15 protein-coding genes and 1 tRNA gene are annotated in these 19,311 nt (G+C 50.6%); 5 read left to right on the top strand and 11 right to left on the bottom strand.

Going from position 1 to position 19,311, the window contains the following annotated elements:
• Position 1: 1 nt before the first annotated feature.
• The gene (locus QYE77_RS03040) at positions 2-715 is read right to left on the bottom strand and encodes a hypothetical protein (protein ID WP_315623877.1); all 714 of its coding nucleotides are present in this window, start codon (positions 713-715) and stop codon (positions 2-4) included.
• Positions 716-723: 8 nt separating this feature from the next.
• Positions 724-1,749 carry a phosphate acyltransferase PlsX gene (gene plsX / locus QYE77_RS03035; RefSeq protein WP_315623876.1) on the bottom strand — a complete coding sequence of 342 codons (1,026 nt, stop codon included), beginning with the start codon at positions 1,747-1,749 and terminating at the stop codon, positions 724-726.
• 93 nt (positions 1,750-1,842) lie between these two features.
• Between plsX and QYE77_RS03030 the strand changes: the two genes are divergently transcribed.
• A tRNA-Leu gene (locus QYE77_RS03030) sits at positions 1,843-1,924 on the top strand.
• 29 nt (positions 1,925-1,953) lie between these two features.
• On the opposite strand, the gene QYE77_RS03025 is transcribed toward QYE77_RS03030, so the two are convergent.
• The 3 genes from QYE77_RS03025 to QYE77_RS03015 are packed head-to-tail and all read right to left on the bottom strand — an operon-like array spanning position 1,954 to position 5,160.
• Positions 1,954-2,916, bottom strand: a complete 963-nt coding sequence (locus tag QYE77_RS03025) for a polyprenyl synthetase family protein (RefSeq protein WP_315624911.1) — start codon at positions 2,914-2,916, stop codon at positions 1,954-1,956.
• A gap of 5 nt (positions 2,917-2,921) precedes the next feature.
• Positions 2,922-3,755: a TatD family hydrolase gene (locus QYE77_RS03020; protein WP_315623875.1), complete on the bottom strand. Its 834-nt coding sequence runs from the start codon at positions 3,753-3,755 to the stop codon at positions 2,922-2,924.
• Positions 3,739-5,160, bottom strand: coding sequence for a phosphoglucomutase/phosphomannomutase family protein (locus QYE77_RS03015; protein ID WP_315623874.1), 1,422 nt, complete (start codon positions 5,158-5,160; stop codon positions 3,739-3,741). The genes QYE77_RS03020 and QYE77_RS03015 overlap by 17 nt, the downstream gene beginning before the upstream one ends.
• Positions 5,161-5,369: 209 nt before the next feature.
• On the opposite strand from QYE77_RS03015, the gene QYE77_RS03010 reads away from it, so the two are divergent.
• The 3 genes from QYE77_RS03010 to alaS all read left to right on the top strand — a co-directional run bounded on the left by QYE77_RS03010 (position 5,370) and on the right by alaS (position 10,403).
• A complete protein-coding gene (locus QYE77_RS03010) occupies positions 5,370-6,584 on the top strand; it encodes an aminotransferase class V-fold PLP-dependent enzyme (protein WP_315623873.1) in 1,215 nt (404 codons plus the stop codon).
• Positions 6,585-6,586: 2 nt separating this feature from the next.
• The gene (locus QYE77_RS03005) at positions 6,587-7,525 is read left to right on the top strand and encodes a DsbA family protein (protein WP_315623872.1); all 939 of its coding nucleotides are present in this window, start codon (positions 6,587-6,589) and stop codon (positions 7,523-7,525) included.
• A 130-nt stretch (positions 7,526-7,655) separates the two neighbouring features.
• The gene (alaS, locus tag QYE77_RS03000) at positions 7,656-10,403 is read left to right on the top strand and encodes an alanine--tRNA ligase (protein WP_315623871.1); all 2,748 of its coding nucleotides are present in this window, start codon (positions 7,656-7,658) and stop codon (positions 10,401-10,403) included.
• 63 nt (positions 10,404-10,466) lie between these two features.
• On the opposite strand, the gene QYE77_RS02995 is transcribed toward alaS, so the two are convergent.
• The 6 genes from QYE77_RS02995 to QYE77_RS02970 all read right to left on the bottom strand — a co-directional run bounded on the left by QYE77_RS02995 (position 10,467) and on the right by QYE77_RS02970 (position 16,855).
• A complete protein-coding gene (locus QYE77_RS02995) occupies positions 10,467-11,012 on the bottom strand; it encodes a type 1 glutamine amidotransferase domain-containing protein (RefSeq protein ID WP_315623870.1) in 546 nt (181 codons plus the stop codon).
• A gap of 134 nt (positions 11,013-11,146) precedes the next feature.
• Complete coding sequence (locus QYE77_RS02990; protein ID WP_315623869.1) at positions 11,147-11,755, bottom strand: DoxX family protein; 609 nt, start codon at positions 11,753-11,755, stop codon at positions 11,147-11,149.
• Positions 11,756-11,964: 209 nt separating this feature from the next.
• Positions 11,965-13,440, bottom strand: a complete 1,476-nt coding sequence (gene gcvPB, locus QYE77_RS02985) for an aminomethyl-transferring glycine dehydrogenase subunit GcvPB (protein ID WP_315623868.1) — start codon at positions 13,438-13,440, stop codon at positions 11,965-11,967.
• Complete coding sequence (gcvPA, locus tag QYE77_RS02980; protein ID WP_315623867.1) at positions 13,433-14,785, bottom strand: aminomethyl-transferring glycine dehydrogenase subunit GcvPA; 1,353 nt, start codon at positions 14,783-14,785, stop codon at positions 13,433-13,435. Before gcvPA ends, gcvPB begins: the two co-directional genes overlap by 8 nt.
• A 1-nt stretch (position 14,786) precedes the next feature.
• Complete coding sequence (gene gcvH, locus QYE77_RS02975) at positions 14,787-15,179, bottom strand: glycine cleavage system protein GcvH (protein WP_315623866.1); 393 nt, start codon at positions 15,177-15,179, stop codon at positions 14,787-14,789.
• A 125-nt stretch (positions 15,180-15,304) separates the two neighbouring features.
• Entirely contained in the window at positions 15,305-16,855 is a 1,551-nt protein-coding gene (locus QYE77_RS02970) for an AAA family ATPase (RefSeq protein WP_315623865.1), read from the bottom strand.
• Between the two features lie 536 nt (positions 16,856-17,391).
• Between QYE77_RS02970 and glmS the strand changes: the two genes are divergently transcribed.
• On the top strand, positions 17,392-19,233 hold the full coding sequence (gene glmS, locus QYE77_RS02965) for a glutamine--fructose-6-phosphate transaminase (isomerizing) (protein WP_315623864.1): 1,842 nt from the start codon (positions 17,392-17,394) through the stop codon (positions 19,231-19,233).
• Positions 19,234-19,311: the final 78 nt, after the last annotated feature.

The following is a 19,311-nucleotide window of genomic DNA, read 5'->3' as shown; positions in this document are numbered from 1 at the left end:
TCTAGCTTCCTTCCCATTTCTCATTGGGCAGCGCCTGTTGCAAGGCTTGAATAATGGACGCAGGGGCTGGATTCTCTTTGGCTTGGCGGCGCATGAAGTCTTTCAATTTGGCTAAAGGCACAGCCGGGATTGGAGATTCTTCGATTTCCAGCACAACTTTGGGATTGGTAAAAACCAAGACGGCTTGGGGGGTTGGAATAGGATTGGTAGCCTCTCCTAAGGTCTTCTTGAGAAATTTGGTTAAATCCTCGATGGCATAACTGGCTTCTAAGTCGGGTCGTCCAATGTTTTCCTGTCCAAAGATTTTGAGGTAAATGTTGCCACCCTTTTGGCGAAAGCGGCGCTTGTTGGCATCATAGGTGATTGTACCGGCAACGGTGACCGGAATGAGTGCCCAGATGCCCGCCGGGCCTATAAGCATATGAGGAATTCCCGAGACATAATGATAAACCGCGAATTTGTCTTCTAAGCCTTTCAGGGCGTTGGTAAGGAGTTCATCCGGTCGTGGGGAGCGCCCCCAGCGGTTTCCGAAATAAATTCCGGCCTGGGAAAGCACAAACCCGATAATCAATGCCGTAAGGCTTAAGGTGTATTGTTCGGGATGGACAAAAGAAATATAGAGCCCAAAACCGAGGACGACTAATGCAATTATGGTGGCTATTTGACCAATGCGACGGTTGCGTTGAATCAGGCGTGTATTTCGGATGACCTTCATGGTTAACCTCAGGGATTATCGGAGATGGTGTTCTCAACAGCGGAAAGTTTTTCCCGAATTGCGTCTCGGATGTTACTCAATAGGTTGGCCTGGATGGCTTCATGGGCAACGTGCAGAGCGTTCATGATTGCACGGGCATCCGAGCGGCCGTGGCCGACAAAGACCAAGCCGTCAATGCCCAACAGGGGAGCCGCACCGATTTCCGAAGGATCAAGCATTTGGCGAATTTGGGCGAAGGCGGGCTTGGCTAAAAGGGCGCCCAGTTTGGTACGCCAGGATGCCATGAGCGATTCGCGTAAAACATCTGTGATTAATTTAGCCACGGCTTCACTGGATTTGAGCATGATATTACCCGTGAAACCGTCCGTAACCACGACATCGGCATCACCGTTGAATACTTCTTTGCCCTCGACGTTGCCGATAAAATTCAGGCCACTCTTTTCTAATAGGGGGTAGGTCTCTTTTACCAGTTGATTCCCTTTGCCAGGTTCTTCACCATTGGAAAGTAATCCAACGCGAGGGTTGTGTTTGTGGAGGACTTTCTCGGCGTAAATACTACCCATAATGGCGAACTGAAGTAGAAACTCAGGTCGGCAATCGGCATTGGCACCAATATCTAAAACGATGGCGTGACCACCGCGAACCGGAAACATAGCGGTTAAAGCAGGACGAGCCACGCCGGGGATACGTCCAAGGATACGCAACGCATTGAACATGACTCCGCCAGTATTTCCGGCGCTAACAAATGCCTCGGCATCACCCTTTTTGACCAGTTCTAGCCCAACGGCCATTGAATTACGCGGTTTCAACCGGGCGGCTTCAACCGGTTTATCGCCCATTTCTAAAACATCAGGCGCATGTTCGATCCGCACTGATAAACCTCGGGTGTTAAGGGCTCGCAATTGGGGTTCCAGGCGAGATTGATCACCCACGAGGATGATTTTGAGGCCCCACTTTTCGGCAGCCCATAAAGCCCCCTGGATTTCTGGCTCGGGGTAACGGTCACTTCCCATAGCATCAAGTGCGATTGTCATAATTACTCCTTCCTCGGAATAGATTAGGGTGGGTAGGCTAACATTGGCTTGACATTAATACCCAGTGAATTATATAATAAGCCGCGGATAAATGCGCTGGTGCTGGAATTGGCAGACAGGCATGGTTGAGGGCCATGTGCCGAAAGGCGTGCGGGTTCAACTCCCGCCCAGCGCACAATCAGGAACCCACCGTGATGGTGGGTTCTACGTTTTGCGCTGCGTGACGAACCAGGTTAGTTCTTCCAAATACTGTTGTTCTGGGCTGTTAGGGAGCGTACGAAGGTCGTCCAGCGCATTTTTTATAAATCGTTGGGCTTCCTGATGCGCATCCTCAATGGCATCGCTGTGGCGAAGACGTTCAATAAACGCCAAGATGTCCGCATCGTTTTGCAAACACTTACCCTGAAGGATCATCTGAGAGAACGGATCTTCGGGATGGGTGTGCAAAAACCGAATGACCGGCAGGGTTATGATACCTTGTCGCAAGTCACTACCTATTGGTTTGCCAAGTTGGGTCTCGTCGCCGGTAAGATCAAGGATATCGTCAATGATTTGAAATGCCATACCTAATTCGCGTCCAAAGTGGCGCAATCTCATGATCAAATCGTTATCTGTGGTGCTGATCATAGCAGCACACCCGGTTGAGGCCTCAAACAGCGAAGCCGTTTTGGCATAAATACGTTGGTAATAGTTTTCCAAGGTGCTGATGCATGGTGGATTGAACATCTGGCTGATCTCACCATTGACGATGATGGTCAGTGTTTCGGCAAAGAGGCGCATTACGGGGATGGAATTCGTTTCGGCAGCAAGTTTTGCGGCTCGAGCAAAGAGGAAATCACCGGTAAGGACGGTTGCACCCGGTGACCACCGGGCGTTTAGGGTGGGAATGCCGCGGCGGAGCAGTGCTCCATCAATTAGGTCATCATGAACCAGCGTGGCAGTGTGTAACAGTTCAATTGAAGCCGCCAAGGTAATGAGTTGGGGTTCTGGGGCGCCGAGCATGCGCCCAACCAACAACGTCAAGGTCGGGCGAATCCGTTTGCCTCCTGATTTGAGAAGGTGCTCTAGTGCAGCTTGCAAGTCGGGATGGTAGCCCTCGGCCTGAGCGCGAATTAGATCTTCTACCTGATGAATTTGATCCAGTACTGGGACAAAGAAAGAAGTCATGGTGCTCAATGCGAACTCCAAGAAGATGGCAGATTAAAAAGACGAATAGCGTTCGTGCTGGTTGTATTGGCTAAAGTGGGCAGAGGAATATTAGAGAGGGACGAGATCTTCTCGGCGATAAGAGGGATGTAAGTGGGCTCGTTTCGTTTTCCACGATGGGGAACGGGGGTTAGATAAGGTGAATCAGTTTCTAGTACCACATGGTCCCAAGGTAAAAGTTGAACCAGGGATTGGGTACGTTCAAGAGAGCGATATGTGATTGCACCGGCTAACCCGATATAAAAACCGCGTTGCGTGATCCAGGTGAGTTCCTCGGCGCCGCCTTCGAAAGCGTGAAAAACGCCTCGCGGCCCTTGGGTTGGGGTGTTTGGGGATTCCGTACCTTGAAGCCATGCCTGTAAAATAATTTGAAGATCGTGAAACGAATTTCGTTGGTGCAGAATAATCGGAAGGTTGCGCTCGGCAGCAAGTTCCAACTGGGCTATTAAAGCGGCCTTTTGCAATTCAGGTGGCGCATAATCCCGATAGTAATCCAACCCAATTTCTCCAATCGCAACAACTTTGGGGTGCGAAGAAAGAGCCCGCAGTTCTTGCAATGAGGTATTTTCCCACCGGGTGGCATAATTAGGATGTATACCCACTGCCGCAAATACACTGGGATAGTGCTCACTTAATTCGATGGCAGCCCGACTGGTTTCGAGATCAATTCCGGGTACCACGTATCCCATTACCCCTTGGTGTTGGGCGCGTGAAAGCACCTCAGGTAGGTCGTCGCGAAAGGGCTCCATGTAGAGGTGACAATGGGTATCTACCCAGAAGGTCTCAGGCAAGTCCGGCAATGCGTAATCCATCCTGCAATATAGGTTGAACCCGATCGGGATGCGTGGTTTCACAATAAACGCGAATGATAGGCTCGGTTCCTGAGAAGCGAATGAGCATCCATCCACCGTCTTCCAAGAGGAACTTGTAGCCATCCAGTGTATTCAGCCCAACGACCTTGAGCCCCCCAATGGTTTGGGGATTGGCGTTGAGGATCATAGCCTCGCGTGTTTTGCGGTCGCCGCTGAACTGCTTGTCAACGCGGTCATAATAATGGGGGCCTACTTTACTGAAAAGAAGTTCCAAAAGTTGGGAGGGTTTACGATTGAGGCGCACCATCATGTCCAAGAAGTAAAGCCCGGCCAAGATGCCGTCCCGTTCCGGTACATTACCGCGAAAAGCATAACCGCCGGATTCTTCACCACCGATAAGCGCATTGGTTTCTAAAAACTTGGGTGCTACATATTTGAACCCCACGCCGGTTTCATAGACTGGGACACCATAGAGTTCCCCTAATTTTTCAAGCATGCTGGTGGTGGACAGGGTTTTAATGATCGGCCCGCGTTCGCCACGGACTTCAAGCAAGTAGAATGCTAATAAACCGTACACTTGAAGTTGATTGACGAAATGACCATTCTCATCACCGATGCCGACGCGATCAGCATCTCCATCGGTAACGACGAGGACATCAGCACCTTGTTCAACGGTTGTACGTAGCCCCACATCAATGTTAGGCGGGATCGGTTCGGGGCGCTTCATTTCTGGAAAGATGGGGTTACGGATGTTATGAATTTCGACAATCTGAGTTTTTCCTCCGCTGAGCAGACGAGGGAACCAGCCCGCGCCATTGCCCCACATAGCATCAACAACGATTTTCAACCCGGCATCGCGGATGGGTTGCATATCAATTAGGGTGTGAAGGTGATCAATGTAAGCCGGTGCCGGATCAAAGCGCACTAATCGCCCTTGCAATTCAGCCTCGGCTGCGGGTATTCGTTTAACAGCGTTCACCTCATCAGGAATGGCGCTTTCAATCTGTTTAAGGCCCTCTGGGTCAATGGCGCCACCGCTGGAATCGCGAACCTTAAAGCCGTTGTCGGTAGGTGGATTATGAGAAGCGGTGATATTAATGGCACCAACGGCCTTGCGGTCAATTACGGCATAAGAAATAACCGGGGTGGGGGTGGCTTTATCGGTGAGATAAACCCGAAATCCGTTGCCGCATAAAACTTCAGCAGCAGCCTGGGCAAAATTCTCGGAGTGGAAGCGCTTATCATAACCTACTACTACCCACTCATCATGATACCCTTTGCTTCGAAGATAATGTGCAAAGCCCTGAGCACATCGGCGCACATTATCAAATGTGTAGTTCTCGGCGATCACGCCGCGCCATCCGTCGGTGCCGAATACGATTTTATAACTCATGGCGTCCTCCCCGATGTAGCCGAATGTGATAATCCTAACAAAAGTAACCTTATTATATCAAGGGAAACATCAATCTGGCGTAGTTCGAAGAGGGTTTATTCTACACCTTAGACGGTTAAGATGGTGCAGGCATTCACAATCTGACTTATAATTGGGAGTGTTTTTGAGATGTTGGATTGGAGTGGTTAAAGCCCGAGGGAGGAAGGGGTATGGACTTGGCGAAGGTGAGGGCTGATTTTCCGAGTTTGCAAAGCCAAAATGGCCGCAAGGCTGTCATTTATTTTGATAATGCCTGTCAGACGTTGCGACCACGCCAGGTCATTGAAACCATTAATCGCTACTATCATGATTTTCCAGCCTGCAGCGGACGGAGCATGCACCGCATGGCGGCTGAAGTAACTCGCGAGGTGGATCAGGCGCGAGAAAAGGTGGCTAAATTTTTGAATGCCGGGCGGAAAGAAGAAATCATCTTTACCCGCAATACCACCGAGGGAGTAAATTTATTGGCTTCGGCTTTGAACTGGAGACCGGGCGACGTCATCCTGGTCACCGATAAAGAACATAACTCGAATCTCATCCCATGGCAAATGGTGGCTAAACGGTGGGGTGCGATTCTGCGGGTTGTTCGAACTCGCGATGACAACACCTTTAATTGGGATAATTTTGAACATGCGTTTAAAGACGGCGCGGTGAAATTGGTAGCCATGGGTTACACCTCTAATCTGGATGGAGTTACTCTACCCGCAACCGATATTATCAAATATGCACACCGTCAAGGGGCTCTGGTTTTCCTGGATGCAGCACAAACTGTGCCACATCAACGGGTGAATGTGCGTGCATTGGACGTTGATTTTCTGGCATTTTCGGGCCATAAGATGCTCGGCCCTTCAGGAACGGGTGTGCTCTATGGTAAGTATCGCCTTTTAGAGCAGTTGGAACCCTTTTTGGTCGGTGGTGATACCGTTTCTACATCTACTTTCGACTCCTGTCAATTTTTACCTCCGCCTGAAAAGTTTGAGGCTGGCCTACAGGATTATGCCGGTATCATGGGTTTGGCGGCTGCTGTGCAATACCTGAGTCAAATCGGTTTTGACTCGATTGAAAAACAGGAAAGACTACTCAATGAGTACCTGACTAAAGCACTCAGCGAGATCCCGGGCCTCAAAATTATTGGTCCGGCGGATCCACGCCTTAGGGGTGGAATTGTTTCTTTCTACATTGAGGGGATTGATCACCACCGCATCGCGCTAATGCTTGATCAGATGGCGAATATCGCTGTACGATCGGGGCAACACTGTGTGCATTCTTGGTTCAATTCGCGAGGTGTATCGGGATCGGTACGCGCTTCGGTGTATTTCTATAATACCCTGGAAGAGGCCCAGCAATTTGTTGAAGCCTTGATCAAAATTCGGAAGGTGTTATAGCCATGTTCTGTGTCATCGCGTTTATCGTATTGTCTATTTTGGGGATTTTCAGCGCCTCCAATCGCCAATTGGCACGCGAGGCCTTGGATTGTGTGCTGCGCCGGGTGACTTTGCGCCCCTGTACGACCGGCTTTGACGAAAAGATGAAGGCGAAAATTTTGGGTTATGTGATAACACGTTCCGAGGCTGGGGCGCGCTTTCTTAATCGTTACTTTGAGCCTCTCTCCTGGGCATTTTTCTTCCTCCTGATTGGAAGCACTTTTTTTGCAGTCCGAGGTTTCTATCTTTACTACACAACCGGCAGTTGTAACGGATTGAATCAATCAGGGTTTTGTGTCTTCGATCCAACGGGGCAAAACACCCAGTTTTCTACCGTAGATGAGAGTTGCCCCGTAGTGCCGGGAGGAAGCACAACATTAACTCTCGAAGGGATAGATATTAGTGGGTTTCCAAAGATTAGTGGTGAAAGTGCTGAGCCAATTGTGTTTATTGGCTCTTATGGATGTGATTATTCACGCAAGGCCTATCCCATGCTGCGCCGCCTAGTTCAAAAATATGGGGTGGAACTGATTTTCCTCTACTATCCGGTCAAAGAACACAGCGATTATTTGGCCAAAATAGGCTACTGTGCTTACCAACAGGATCAAGCCAAATTTTGGAATTTAACCGACCGTCTTTTTACCACGGAAAAGGCGCGCCTTGAGGATGAGGCGTTTATCACAGATCTATTGAGCGAAGTCGGTTTTAATGCTCAGTCTGTGCAATTTTGTGCCAAAAGTCCTCAAACCGAATGGGCTATTAAACGCCAATTGGCGGAAGTGCGTAAAACGAATTTTTATGGTACACCCACCGTTTTCATCCGGGGAAAGGTGTTTGTGGGACCTAAACCTTACCGAGTCTATGCCATTGCTTTGGAAGGCTTGTTTTATTGGTTGAAATAGCCACAAGAATGCCAAAATAACCTAATCCAATGGGTAAGTGGATCGGAGTGGTTGATTATTACTTCGGGATGCCTTATAATCTTCGTCAGACAATTTGTGCCTGAAGAGACTTGTGTGTTAGAGGCAGCCTATGACCAACAAACGATTTAGCGGAGCCTATATCCGACAATCTTTTATTGACTTCTTTGTGGAACGTGGGCATACCTTTGTTCCTTCGTCTCCCTTGGTGCCGGGCGGAGATCAGACGTTGCTCTTTACCAATGCGGGTATGGTCCAATTCAAAGATGTCTTTCTGGGCACTGATCAGCGTCCCTATAGGCGTGCGGTTAATTCCCAGAAATGCATGCGTGTAGCCGGAAAACATAATGATCTTGAGGATGTGGGACGCGATGATACCCATCACACCTTCTTTGAAATGTTGGGCAATTGGTCGTTTGGCGACTATTACAAGAAAGAGGCCATTGCCTGGGCATGGGAGTTATTAACAGAGGTCTGGGGGCTGGATAAGAATCGTTTGTGGGTCACCTGCTTTAAGGATGAATACGGTGAGATTCCAACCGATGAAGAGGCAGCCGAAAACTGGGCAAAACAGCCAGGGATGGACAGCAATCATATCCTCTTCTTCGGACGCAAAGATAATTTTTGGGAGATGGCCGAGACGGGGCCGTGTGGCCCATGTAGTGAGATTCATATTGATCTAGGACCCGAGTTTTGTGATAAGCGCGATGTGCCGGGACATGTATGTCGTGTCAACGGCGATTGCAAGCGTTTTTTGGAGCTATGGAATCTGGTCTTCATTCAATATAACCGATTAAGTCCGACTCGTTTAGAACCCCTGCCAGCGCGTCATGTGGATACCGGAATGGGGCTAGAACGCATCACGGCCATTTTGCAAGGCGTTTCCTCAAATTATGCCACGGATTTGCTTTCCCCCCTTTTGGACAAAGTCCAGCAATTGACCGGCCACACCCTTGAAGAACGAAAGGCCAATATCACCCCTTATCGTGTGATCGCCGATCACTCTCGTGCGGCCACTTTTCTTATTGCCGATGGGGTTGTGCCGGGTAACGTGGGGCGTAATTATGTCTGTCGGATGATCATTCGTCGTGCAGCACGTTTTGGTCGCAAGATTGGTCTGATGGATCCCTTCCTTGCAAACGTGGCCGATACGGTGATCGAGATTTATGGTGAGGCCTATCCGGAATTGGTTAAGAACAAGGATGTTATTCGGGAAAATTTGACCCGCGAAGAAATCCGTTTCCGACGTACTGTGGAACAGGGTTTGAGTCAACTTGATGTCTATTTGGAAGATCTCAAAGCCCGTGGTGAAAAGATTCTGGATGGCGAACGTGCCTTTGATCTCTACGCTACTCATGGGCTTCCTCTGGAACTGATCCGTGATGTAGCCCAAGAGGAAGGATTGGATGTGGATCAGGAAGGCTTTTTACGGGCGATGGAGGCGCATCGCACTATTTCAGGGGCTGGGAAAGCCTTTGGCCCGCTGGGGGGTGAAAGGGTGGATATTTATCGCTCGATTTTAGAGGACTTACAGCGGCGAGGTGCTTTAGGGCCGGAAGGGGTGATCTACGACCCATATAGCAGTCTAGAGGTCGAGGGACAGGTATTAGCCCTGGTTCGAGATGGTGAACGGGTTGAGGAGGCCATCGCAGGCGATGCCATTGAAGTCATCTTGCCTCGCACCTGCTTTTATGTGGAAGCCGGTGGTCAGGTTTCCGATACGGGACGGATTATTGGCTTGGAAGGTGCGGATTGGGAGATCCGGGTTAACGACACCCGCAAGCCGGCTGCAGGAGTGATCGTTCACATCGGAGAAGTGGTGCGGGGGCGCCCTCGGGTTGGCGATAAAGCCCGTGCTCAGGTGGACGTTGAACGACGCCGAGATATTATGCGCAATCACACGGCAACCCATCTCTTACACGCTAAATTGCAAGCCATTTTGGGTAAAGAAGCACGGCAGGCAGGTTCGTTAGTTGCGCCAGATCGCTTGCGATTTGACTTTACATATCCTGAAGCTTTGACGCCGGAGCAGTTAGAAGCCATAGAAGCCGCAGTTAACCAGGCTATTTATGAAGATTACGAATTGGAAATCGAGCACAAACCGTTGAGCCAAGCGCTTCAGGAAGGTGCCATGGCCCTTTTTGGTGAAAAATATGGAGAGGTCGTGCGCACTATTGTCATTGGTGATGAGCAACCGATATCCTACGAATTATGTGGGGGGACCCATGTTGAGTCCACAGGGGATATTGGGATCTTTATAATCACCAGTGAAAGCAGCGCCGCAGCCGGAATTCGCCGCATCGAAGCGGTGACCGGACGCGAGGCCTATGCCTTAATTCGCAAGCGCATGAACGATCTTTCGCGGATCGCCGAAGTTTTGAATTGTGGTGTAGATGAGGTTCCGGATAAAGTTGTGGCATTGGTTGAAGATGTGGAGCGTCTGCGCAAGCAAAATGCGCAGTTACGTCAAAAAGTCGCCATGGCGGAATTTGAGCCTTTGCTCCATAACGTTCAAATGGTGGATGGTATCCGTGTCCTGACGGCCATTATTAATGAGGCCGATGCTGATGTATTGCGTCAATTATGCGACCGTTTCCGCCAACAGTATCGCGAGAAGGGGGTAGCAGTGCTGGCAACGGCTAGTGAGGGGCGACCAATTATCGTTGCAACCCTGACCGACGATCTGGTTAAGCAAGGCTTCCATGCGGGTGAATTGGCTAAGGAGGTGGCGCAAGTCGTCGGCGGTAGTGGAGGTGGCCGTCCTCATCTTGCACAGGCGGGTGGTAAGGATGCAAGCATGCTTTCCACCGCTCTAAATCGAGTTCTTCCCTGGGTGAAACAGCGCCTCAGCCAACGGTAGGCTTGGCTTTAGGATTGAAATAAAGAAGAAGTCCCCTTTATGGGGACTTCTTCCGTTTTAGGTTCAGACTTTTTGAGTTTTTTCTTTTTGCTCAATGAGGGCTTGAATCAGTTCGCGACAGAAGTCGGGGATATCGGCAACAACGCGTCCCCAGACGATATTACCCGATCGGAAGGCCGGAGCATCGCGCCAAATGGCGCCGGCGTTGATTAAATCGTCTTTGATACCTTCGCTACCGGTGGCCTCGTGCCCTTTTACAATTCCCGCGCTAATACCAACTAAACCGGCGTGGCAAATCATTGCGACCACTTTGCCTTGATGGTAAAAGTCGCGTACAAGTTTTTTGACAGCCTCGTAGCGGCGCAGTTTATCCGGGGCCCATCCTCCCGGAACAACAATGGCGTCAAAATCCTCGGCTTTTAGATCAGCGACATTGACCTCAGCACGTCCGGTTAGTCCACCTTTTCCAATCAGTTCTTCACCGGCTTTTGGCCCAGCGACGACCACGTCTGCCCCCTCCTCTTTTAAACGCATCAAGGGCACATAGAATTCCAAGTCCTCGAAACCAGGACCAATTAAATAAACAACGCGCATCCCTTTGAGTCTCATGGGTCAGTTCTCCTCTTGTGATATGGTTTTGGCTTCGGTTATTATAATCCGGATGAGAAGCAGAGAATTTGTCTAAAGGAAATTTGAGCCGCCTGGTTTTAGGCGGCTCGACTTTTGTTACTCGTTGGTTTCGATTAGGCTGCCGATGGAGCCCCTTCTGTCGTTTGAGGCTCTTTTTGGCGGTGGAAAAGTAGCCCTGGTTGCCAGGGAGTGCCGATATAGATTAACAACCAGCGGTCAAGCCCGATCCAACCCGCAGTTTTCCAGGCCAAGATAAGCAGGATTGATAGCACCAACATCACTGGATTGGTGCTAGCCGTGCCGGCCATCATGAAGTTCCAGTTCATGAAAGCGCCCATGAACGCTGAGAACCAGACGAAAATGCCCAAAATCAGTGCGATTCCGACGGCAATCTCGCCAAACACAACGAGCTTGGCAAACCAAGTGTAACTACCACTGTCGAGAAGCATTTGAATAAAGGCACGGTACCAATCAAAGGCAATCGGGGGACGCGCGGGTGGTTCAGGAATGGCAACTGCGCGTTGCCAGAAACCCTTTAGCGCCTCACCGGTTTGCACCCAAGCCGGATTCGAAAGCTTCTCCAAACCGTGCTCGAACCAGGAGTATCCCAGATAAAGCCGCACGATCAGCCATAACCACGCTGATGTTGTCTTGTTAAACAGAAAGTCAGTCCAAGGTGGACTAACAAGGCGGTACTCTTTAGATAATTGCGAACTAGCCATGGTTATCACTCCTTTTAGTTTGAGGAATAATGATCTGTGGTCAATTTTAGGTAGATGAAATCGGTTATTAAAGGGGAGGAATGCTTAATTTTATATAGGCAGTTTGGCTAATGAAGAAAGTCACAAGTGGGGGATGATAAATGTAAAAACGGGACGGGCAATTCGTATGCCGTCCCGTTTTGGGCCTGGGAGGGCGGGAAAGATGGCTTTTATGAGGGTTGTGTTTCTTTTTCAGGGAACCAGCAGCAAAGGACGAGTTCTTTGGCTGCTTTCACCTCATCTAGCCGGCCGACTGGCGTGTTATGGGGTGCGCTCTTGAGTAATTCGGGCTGGGTATGCGCTTCTTCGGCGATTTTGATCAAGGCATCAGCGAATTTATCCAGCGTCTGCTTGCTCTCGGTTTCAGTGGGTTCGATCATGAGCGCTTCGCGCACAATTAATGGGAAGTAGTTAGTGGGTGGGTGGAAGTCGTAGTCAATTAACCGTTTCGCGATATCCAGGGCGTGAATGTCTGGCGCGTCATCCCAAACCCCTTCCGCGACGAACTCATGTTTGCAAATGCGATCATAAGGCACCTTGTAGACATGGCGTAGACGGGCTAAGAGATAGTTGGCGTTTAACACGGCGTGTTCGGCCACTTTGCGAAGTCCTTCAGCGCCATGCATCATAATGTAGGTATACGCGCGCACCATCATACCGAAGTGACCATGGAACGCCTTGACACGGCCAATCGAACGGCTGGGCATCTTAAACCCGTATAAGGGGGGAACTTCATCTGTGCCTTCCTCGAGAATGGTCACGATGGGACCAGGTAGAAATTCGGCCAGGGCTTCGGTTACGGCCACTGGGCCAGAGCCAGGTCCGCCACCACCGTGAGGTGTAGAGAATGTTTTATGTAAGTTAAGATGAAGGATATCAAAGCCCATATCGCCAGGACGGGCAATACCCAACAGTGCGTTGAGGTTAGCGCCATCGCCATAAACCAGACCGCCGGCTTCGTGAACAATGCGGGTTACCTCGAGGACGTTTTCTTCAAACAGCCCCAGAGTATTGGGATTGGTTAGCATGAGCCCTGCGACGGTGTCATCGCAAGCAGCCTTCAGAGCTTCCAAATCCACATTACCGCGTTTGTCGCTAGGGAGTTGGACAACTTCGTAACCGCTCATAGCCGATGAGGCGGGATTGGTGCCGTGGGCGGAGTCAGGGATGAGAATCTTGGTGCGTTTGGTGTCACCGCGCGATTTGTGATAGGCACGTATAATCAGCACCCCGGTCAATTCTCCATGTGCTCCCGCGGCAGGCTGCAGGCTAACGGCTCCCATCCCGGTGATCTCTTTGAGCAGTTCCTGTAATTCATACATTAAAGCCAGGCTGCCCTGAACGGTATCAATAGGCTGCAGGGGATGCGCCAGGGCAAAGCCGGGTAAACGGGCCATATCCTCATTGATTTTGGGATTGTATTTCATGGTACAGGAGCCAAGGGGATATAGCCCATAATCCACGGCGTAGTTTTTCTGGGAAAGGCGCACAAAGTGGCGCACGACGTCTACTTCGGCCAGTTCGGGCAGGGGTAAATCCTTACGCACCAATCCCTCGGGCAGTGGGCTCTTGGGCACATCTGGCTCGGGAAAGCGCACACCCCGACGCCCGGGTGACGATAATTCGAATAACGTAGGCTCAGTCATGGGCGAACTCCTCCAAATACTCGGCCAGTGTTTCTATTTCTTCGCGGGAGTTCATCTCGGTCACGGCAATAAGCATGTGGTCTTTGAGCGCAGGATAGTCTTGCCCTAGATCATAACCGCCTAAAATGCCGTAATCGAGCAGATAGTTGTTGATCTCTGCGACCGGTTTGGGGCATTTAACCACGAATTCATGGAAGAAGGGGCGTTGGTTCAAAACGTGATATCCGCGAATTTGGGCAATCCGATCTGCGGCATAGTGGGCTTTGTGATAACAGAGTTCGGCGACTTGACGCAGACCCTCTTTTCCGACCAGGGCGAGATAGACGGTAGCGGCTAGCGCCATCAAACCCTGGTTGGTGCAGATGTTCGAGGTGGCTTTTTCGCGTCGGATATGTTGCTCGCGGGCGGTGAGGGTTAACACATAACCCCGGCGTCCCTGAACGTCTACGGTTTCACCGACCAAGCGGCCAGCTATGCGGCGCACATACTCTTTGCGCGTGGTGAAAATTCCGAGGTAAGGGCCACCAAACGAAAGCGGAATGCCCAAGGGTTGCCCATCACCAACCACAATGTCTGCCCCAAATTCCCCTGGTGGCTTCAGGAGCCCCAAGGCAATGGGATTAACTACCACAGCAAAGAGCCCACCTGCTTGATGCACCTTTTCGGCTAGGGAAGCCAAATCATGGATTTGGCCAAAGAAATCGGGATACTGCACCACGACCAACGCTGTGTTGGAATTGATCAGACCCTCTAGGCGTTCCAGGTAATCCATCGGGTCGCCTTCGGTCTCATCGCCCAAGATTTCCAACCCCTCGTAACCGGACATATAGGTGCGAAAGACCTGGCGGTACTGGGGATGAACGCCGGGAGAGAGAACGAAGCGGGTACGCTTACCACGAAAAGTGTGGTAAGCCATGATGCCAGCTTCTGCGGTGGCAGTGGCCCCGTCGTAGTGGGAGGCGTTGCTCACTTCCATGCCAGTTAGGGCGCACATCAGGCTTTGGTATTCAAAAATCGCTTGTAACGTTCCCTGGGAAACTTCAGGCTGATACGGGGTATAGGCGGTATAAAATTCATTGCGGCGCAGGATGTGATCCACTGTGGCGGGGATGTAGTGATTATAGGCACCCGCTCCGAGGAAACAGGCCAGGTCCTGGGTCGTCTCATTGGCCAAAGCCATCTGTTGGAGTTGCGCCGCAACCTCCATCTCGGTCAGAGCCGGGGGGAGGTTGAGGGTTGGATAGCGTACTTTTTCGGGGACGTCTTGGAAGAGTTCATCAATGGAAGACACCCCGATGGTCTTCAACATCTCAGAACGTTCAGAATCCGTATGAGGTAGGAACATATCAATGCTCCCTTTCTTCGCAATACTTCTGATAGGCAGAGGCATCCATCAGGTTATCCAATTCCTGAGGATTGCTCATTTCAATTTTCAACATCCAGGCTTCGCCGTAAGGATCGCTGTTGACCAATTCAAATTTCTCGGTCAGGGCTTCATTGCGTGCAACGACTTTCCCTGATACCGGTGCATTGACATCGGCAGCGGCTTTCACTGATTCCAATGTTGCAATTACACCTCCCTTTTTCACCTCATCCCCGATTTCAACTTGAAACTCAAAAAAGACGATGTCGGAAAGTTGAGATTGAGCGTAATCAGTAACCCCCACAATGGCTGTATTCCCTTCCACTTTTACCCATTCATCCGTGGTGGTGTACTTGAGTTCACTGGGGATGTTCATAATTTAACCTCCTGGGGTTGATTTAAGAGTTTTCAGGTCGCCACTCGACCTGGAATTGCCCGCCCAAAATTATTATACTCTTCGACCAGGGTAAGAAAATTACTATCCATAAGGTTCTAGAAAATTCAGCGCCGCTTAACATCCAATTGGATAGGGACAAATTGATTCTCGGCTTCAGTGACTTCGCGAAATGAGGCCGACTGAGCTCGTCCTTCACGGAGCCAGTTGCGGAGCATCTCAATGGTTTCGCGCTGAGAGCGCGATAAAGGCACCTGTTTGCTCAAGGCGAGCAGGATATCTTCGGTGGTGAATTCGCGCTGTCCATCATTAAAACCAATGTACATCGCGTCAATAATGGCTTGTTCAATTTCGGCACCAACATAGCCCTCCGATGCTGCAGCCAAGCGATCAAGGTCGTAATCATCTGGAACACGATTGCGTTTTCGTAAATGAACGGCAAAGATCTCACGCCGTTCTGAGAAAGTGGGCAGATCCAGGAAGAAAATCTCATCAAATCGCCCCCGTCGCAGCAATTCGGGTGGAAGGGCTGAAATATCGTTCGCCGTTGCTACGACAAAACAGGGTGCGGTCTTTTCTTGCATCCAGGTCAGGATGGTCGCAAAAACGCGGGTGCTGGTGCCGCTATCCAATCCGCCATGGGCTAAGGCTTTTTCAATCTCATCAATCCAGATAATGCAAGGGGCAATGGTCTCGGCCAGGCGTAGAGCGCGGCGGGTGCGTTCTTCCGATTCACCGACCAGACTGCCATAAAGGGCACCCACGTCGAGTCGGATCAGAGGTAAGCGCCACAGCCCCCCAATCATCTTAGCGGTCAGGCTTTTTCCCGTGCCCGGAATACCGATAAGGCCAATTCCCTTTGGGGCGGGCAAACCGTATTGGCGTGCCTCTTGGGTAAAGGCTTTCTCGCGCAGACGGAGCCATTCCTTGAGCACACCTAAACCGCCAACATCGTCCGGAGTCTCGGTAACAGGATAAAACTCTAAGGCTTCGCTCTCACGAATGATTTGCTTCTTTTCCTCAGTGACGAGGTCAATGTCGCGGTCATCCAGGGCCCCATCTTCAACGATGGCTTTGGCAAACACTCGCTGGGCTTGAGAAGCCGTTAGGCCAATCGCGGCCTGAACTAATTTCTCTCGTCCCAATGGGGTCAAATTTACCCTTACCCCAGGAGTAGCCGTCAATCGGTTGAGTACCTCTTCCAGTTCTTCAGCTAAAGGCAGGGCAAAGTCAACTAAAACCGCCTCATCACGCAGTTCGTTGGGAATATGTGAGGTTACGGTTGTAATTAGGATGGATTTCTTGGTGAATTTAAGGCGTTGAGCGAGGTTGCGTAACTTACGTTTGATTTGTGGATTTCCCCAGGCTTCGTGAAAATCTTTGAGGATATAGAGAGTAGAAACTGCGGCCTCGGCATGATCAATTTGTTCGAGAGCGGTCAGGGGATCGCGTGCAACGGGGAGAGCGCCACTACCTACTACCCATTGGAAGCCATCGGCAAGATCCCAGGCCAGGCAATGGCGTTGGGTGCGTTCGCACACCGCGCGTATCTTTTGCAACGCGCGTTCTTCCTCGGGGGTAACCAAGACCAGTAAGGTGAACCGCGCTCGCAGGTAGATATCGAGTTGCTCTTCAAATTGTTGGAATAGCCTTGGCATGGGAAACCCTCTTTTTGATTATAGCACGTGCTTGAGCCCTCGGGCAGAAAAATCCCAAAGGTTGTCTGATAACTTTGTATCGAGTCTGACATGATCGAGCCGAATTTGGTAGAAAGTTTTTGCCATAGGCAGGATATAATAAAAAGAACGCATGAGGTTTTATAGATTGGGAGAACACTCTTTTGAAGGAGGTGTTATAGTAACCGTCATTCCCATAAATATGAAAAGGGAAAGTTAAGCGCAAGGCCTTGGGTCGGAGGGGGAGGTAGACCTGAGGTGACGAGGAGGAAGGTTCTCCACCGCGAGGTGGAGCTAACCGGTGAGAACAGGCTGCTAACCTGGTCGCCGGGAAAATCGAGAGATCAGCGGAAGCCTTCCCATTGCCTGGTCGGCAATGAATACTTTCCCCAAGGAAGATGCATAAAGAATTCCAAAGTTAGGGCCCAACAAAAGCGTTGGGATGGGGTGAAGTGTATTGTGGTGCTTTGATTACCCCAAGACACTTCATGAAACTTTGCCGTTCGGAGGATAGACCTATGTGTGGAATCGTTGGTTATATCGGCTATCGTGACGCAACACCGATCATCCTTAATGGATTGAAGCGCCTTGAATATCGTGGGTATGACTCGGCCGGATTAGCCGTTATACAAGATGGGCGAATAGAAGTCCGTCGCGATGCCGGGAAACTGAGTAAATTAGTGTCACTGGTCGAGAATCAACCCATTTATGGGCAGGTGGGAATTGGGCACACCCGTTGGGCCACACACGGTGAACCCAGTGCCCGCAATGCCCACCCGCATGTGGGAAGCACCGGTGAGGTGGTTGTGGTGCACAATGGCATCGTGGAGAACTTCTTGGAACTCAAAGCCGATTTGGAATCCGAGGGGGTCAAATTTAACTCTGATACAGATACCGAGGTTATCGTGCATTTGATTGAGCGATTTTTGGCCAGCACAATTCCCTTGGAAGAAGCAGTTCGTTTGGCTTTAAAGCAATTACGTGGTGCGCATGGTATCGTCGTGCTCTCAACCCGCGAACCCGATAAGATCATTGCGGCGCGAATTGGTAATGCCGGTGGAGTCGTGATTGGATTGGGGGAAGGGGAAAATTTTGTGGCTTCGGACATTCCGGCCATTCTCGAGCATACGCGTCAAATGATTTTTCTCGACTCTCATCAAATGGCGATTGTTAAGTCTGATGGTGTTGTCGTGAAAAACCTGAACGGACAAACTGTGTCACCTCAGGTTCATACTGTTAGCTGGGATCCGGTGGCGGCTGAGAAGGGGGAATATCGTCATTTCATGCAGAAGGAAATTCATGAGCAGGTCCGCTCGTTAACCGATACCCTGGCCGGGCGCGTTGATTTTGATGATGGAATAATCCATCTGCCCCAACTCAACCTCACACCTGAATTAGCGCGGCGGATCAAACGTATTTGCATTACAGCCTGTGGAACGGCCGCCCACGCGGGGATGGTGGGGAAGTACCTGATCGAACGGCTTGCGCGCATTCCGGTCGAAGTGGATATCGCCTCGGAATTTCGCTATCGGGACCCAATTGTAGATGAGGATACGGTTGTCCTGGCGATCAGCCAATCAGGTGAAACGGCGGACACCTTGGCGGCGATGGACGAAGGGCGCCGTAAGGGGGCAACGCTATGGGCCATCGTGAATGTGATTGGATCGCAAGCCATGCGTATTGCCGATGGTTACATCGCTATGCAGGCTGGGCCGGAGATTGGGGTGGCCTCGACCAAAGCATTCACAGCCCCTTTAGTAGATCTCTATATGCTGGCTATTCTGTTGGGAGATTTGCGAGGTGTGCTTTCACAGCGTGATCGTAAACGCCTGGTAGCCGATTTGCGTCTGATCCCTGATTTGGTGAGCCGTTGCTTGGATCGCGAACCTGAAGTGCTCCAGGTGGCGCGAGAATTGCGTTACATTCGTAATATTCTCTATCTGGGACGTGGCATCAACATGCCCATTGCTTATGAAGGAGCCCTTAAACTTAAAGAAATCTCATACATCCATGCTGAGGCGTATCCAGCAGGTGAAATGAAGCACGGGCCAATTGCATTGATTGATCGAGATATGCCGGTTCTTGCCATTGCACCCAAGGACCCGTGGTATGAGAAGATGATCAGTCAGATTGAGCAAGCCAAGGCGCGGGGTGGGAGCGTTATCGCAGTAGCAACTGAAGGGGATGATCGTCTGCCTGAATTGTGTGATCACATCTTCTGGGTGCCGGAGACACCATGGCTGCTCTCGCCAGTGATTACCGTTATTCCTTTGCAACTGTTTGCTTATCATATTGCGGCGTTGCGGGGATTGGACGTGGATCAGCCTCGTAATTTGGCGAAATCGGTTACTGTGGAATAAACTCCGTAACTGCGCTATCGCCCGTGCCCCCAGCATTAAACTGGGGGCACGGTTTTATATAGAAAACTACAATTGATA

This window comes from Thermanaerothrix solaris (assembly GCF_032334255.1).
In the GTDB taxonomy this organism is placed as follows: Bacteria; Chloroflexota; Anaerolineae; order Anaerolineales; family Anaerolineaceae; genus Thermanaerothrix; species Thermanaerothrix solaris.
The sequence above is the reverse complement of the archived record's forward strand: the minus strand, read 5'-3'. Positions and strand labels throughout refer to the sequence as shown.

Excerpts from the sequence above, each read along its gene's own strand:
- QYE77_RS03040 (WP_315623877.1), bottom strand. The coding sequence starts at position 715 with ATGAAGGTCATCCGAAATACACGCCTGATTCAACGCAACCGTCGCATT.
- plsX (WP_315623876.1), bottom strand. The coding sequence starts at position 1,749 with ATGACAATCGCACTTGATGCTATGGGAAGTGACCGTTACCCCGAGCCA.
- QYE77_RS03025 (WP_315624911.1), bottom strand. The coding sequence starts at position 2,916 with ATGACTTCTTTCTTTGTCCCAGTACTGGATCAAATTCATCAGGTAGAA.
- QYE77_RS03015 (WP_315623874.1), bottom strand. The coding sequence starts at position 5,160 with ATGAGTTATAAAATCGTATTCGGCACCGACGGATGGCGCGGCGTGATC.
- QYE77_RS03010 (WP_315623873.1), top strand. The coding sequence starts at position 5,370 with ATGGACTTGGCGAAGGTGAGGGCTGATTTTCCGAGTTTGCAAAGCCAA.
- QYE77_RS03005 (WP_315623872.1), top strand. The coding sequence starts at position 6,587 with ATGTTCTGTGTCATCGCGTTTATCGTATTGTCTATTTTGGGGATTTTC.
- alaS (WP_315623871.1), top strand. The coding sequence starts at position 7,656 with ATGACCAACAAACGATTTAGCGGAGCCTATATCCGACAATCTTTTATT.
- QYE77_RS02995 (WP_315623870.1), bottom strand. The coding sequence starts at position 11,012 with ATGAGACTCAAAGGGATGCGCGTTGTTTATTTAATTGGTCCTGGTTTC.
- QYE77_RS02990 (WP_315623869.1), bottom strand. The coding sequence starts at position 11,755 with ATGGCTAGTTCGCAATTATCTAAAGAGTACCGCCTTGTTAGTCCACCT.
- gcvPB (WP_315623868.1), bottom strand. The coding sequence starts at position 13,440 with ATGACTGAGCCTACGTTATTCGAATTATCGTCACCCGGGCGTCGGGGT.
- gcvPA (WP_315623867.1), bottom strand. The coding sequence starts at position 14,785 with ATGTTCCTACCTCATACGGATTCTGAACGTTCTGAGATGTTGAAGACC.
- gcvH (WP_315623866.1), bottom strand. The coding sequence starts at position 15,179 with ATGAACATCCCCAGTGAACTCAAGTACACCACCACGGATGAATGGGTA.
- QYE77_RS02970 (WP_315623865.1), bottom strand. The coding sequence starts at position 16,855 with ATGCCAAGGCTATTCCAACAATTTGAAGAGCAACTCGATATCTACCTG.
- glmS (WP_315623864.1), top strand. The coding sequence starts at position 17,392 with ATGTGTGGAATCGTTGGTTATATCGGCTATCGTGACGCAACACCGATC.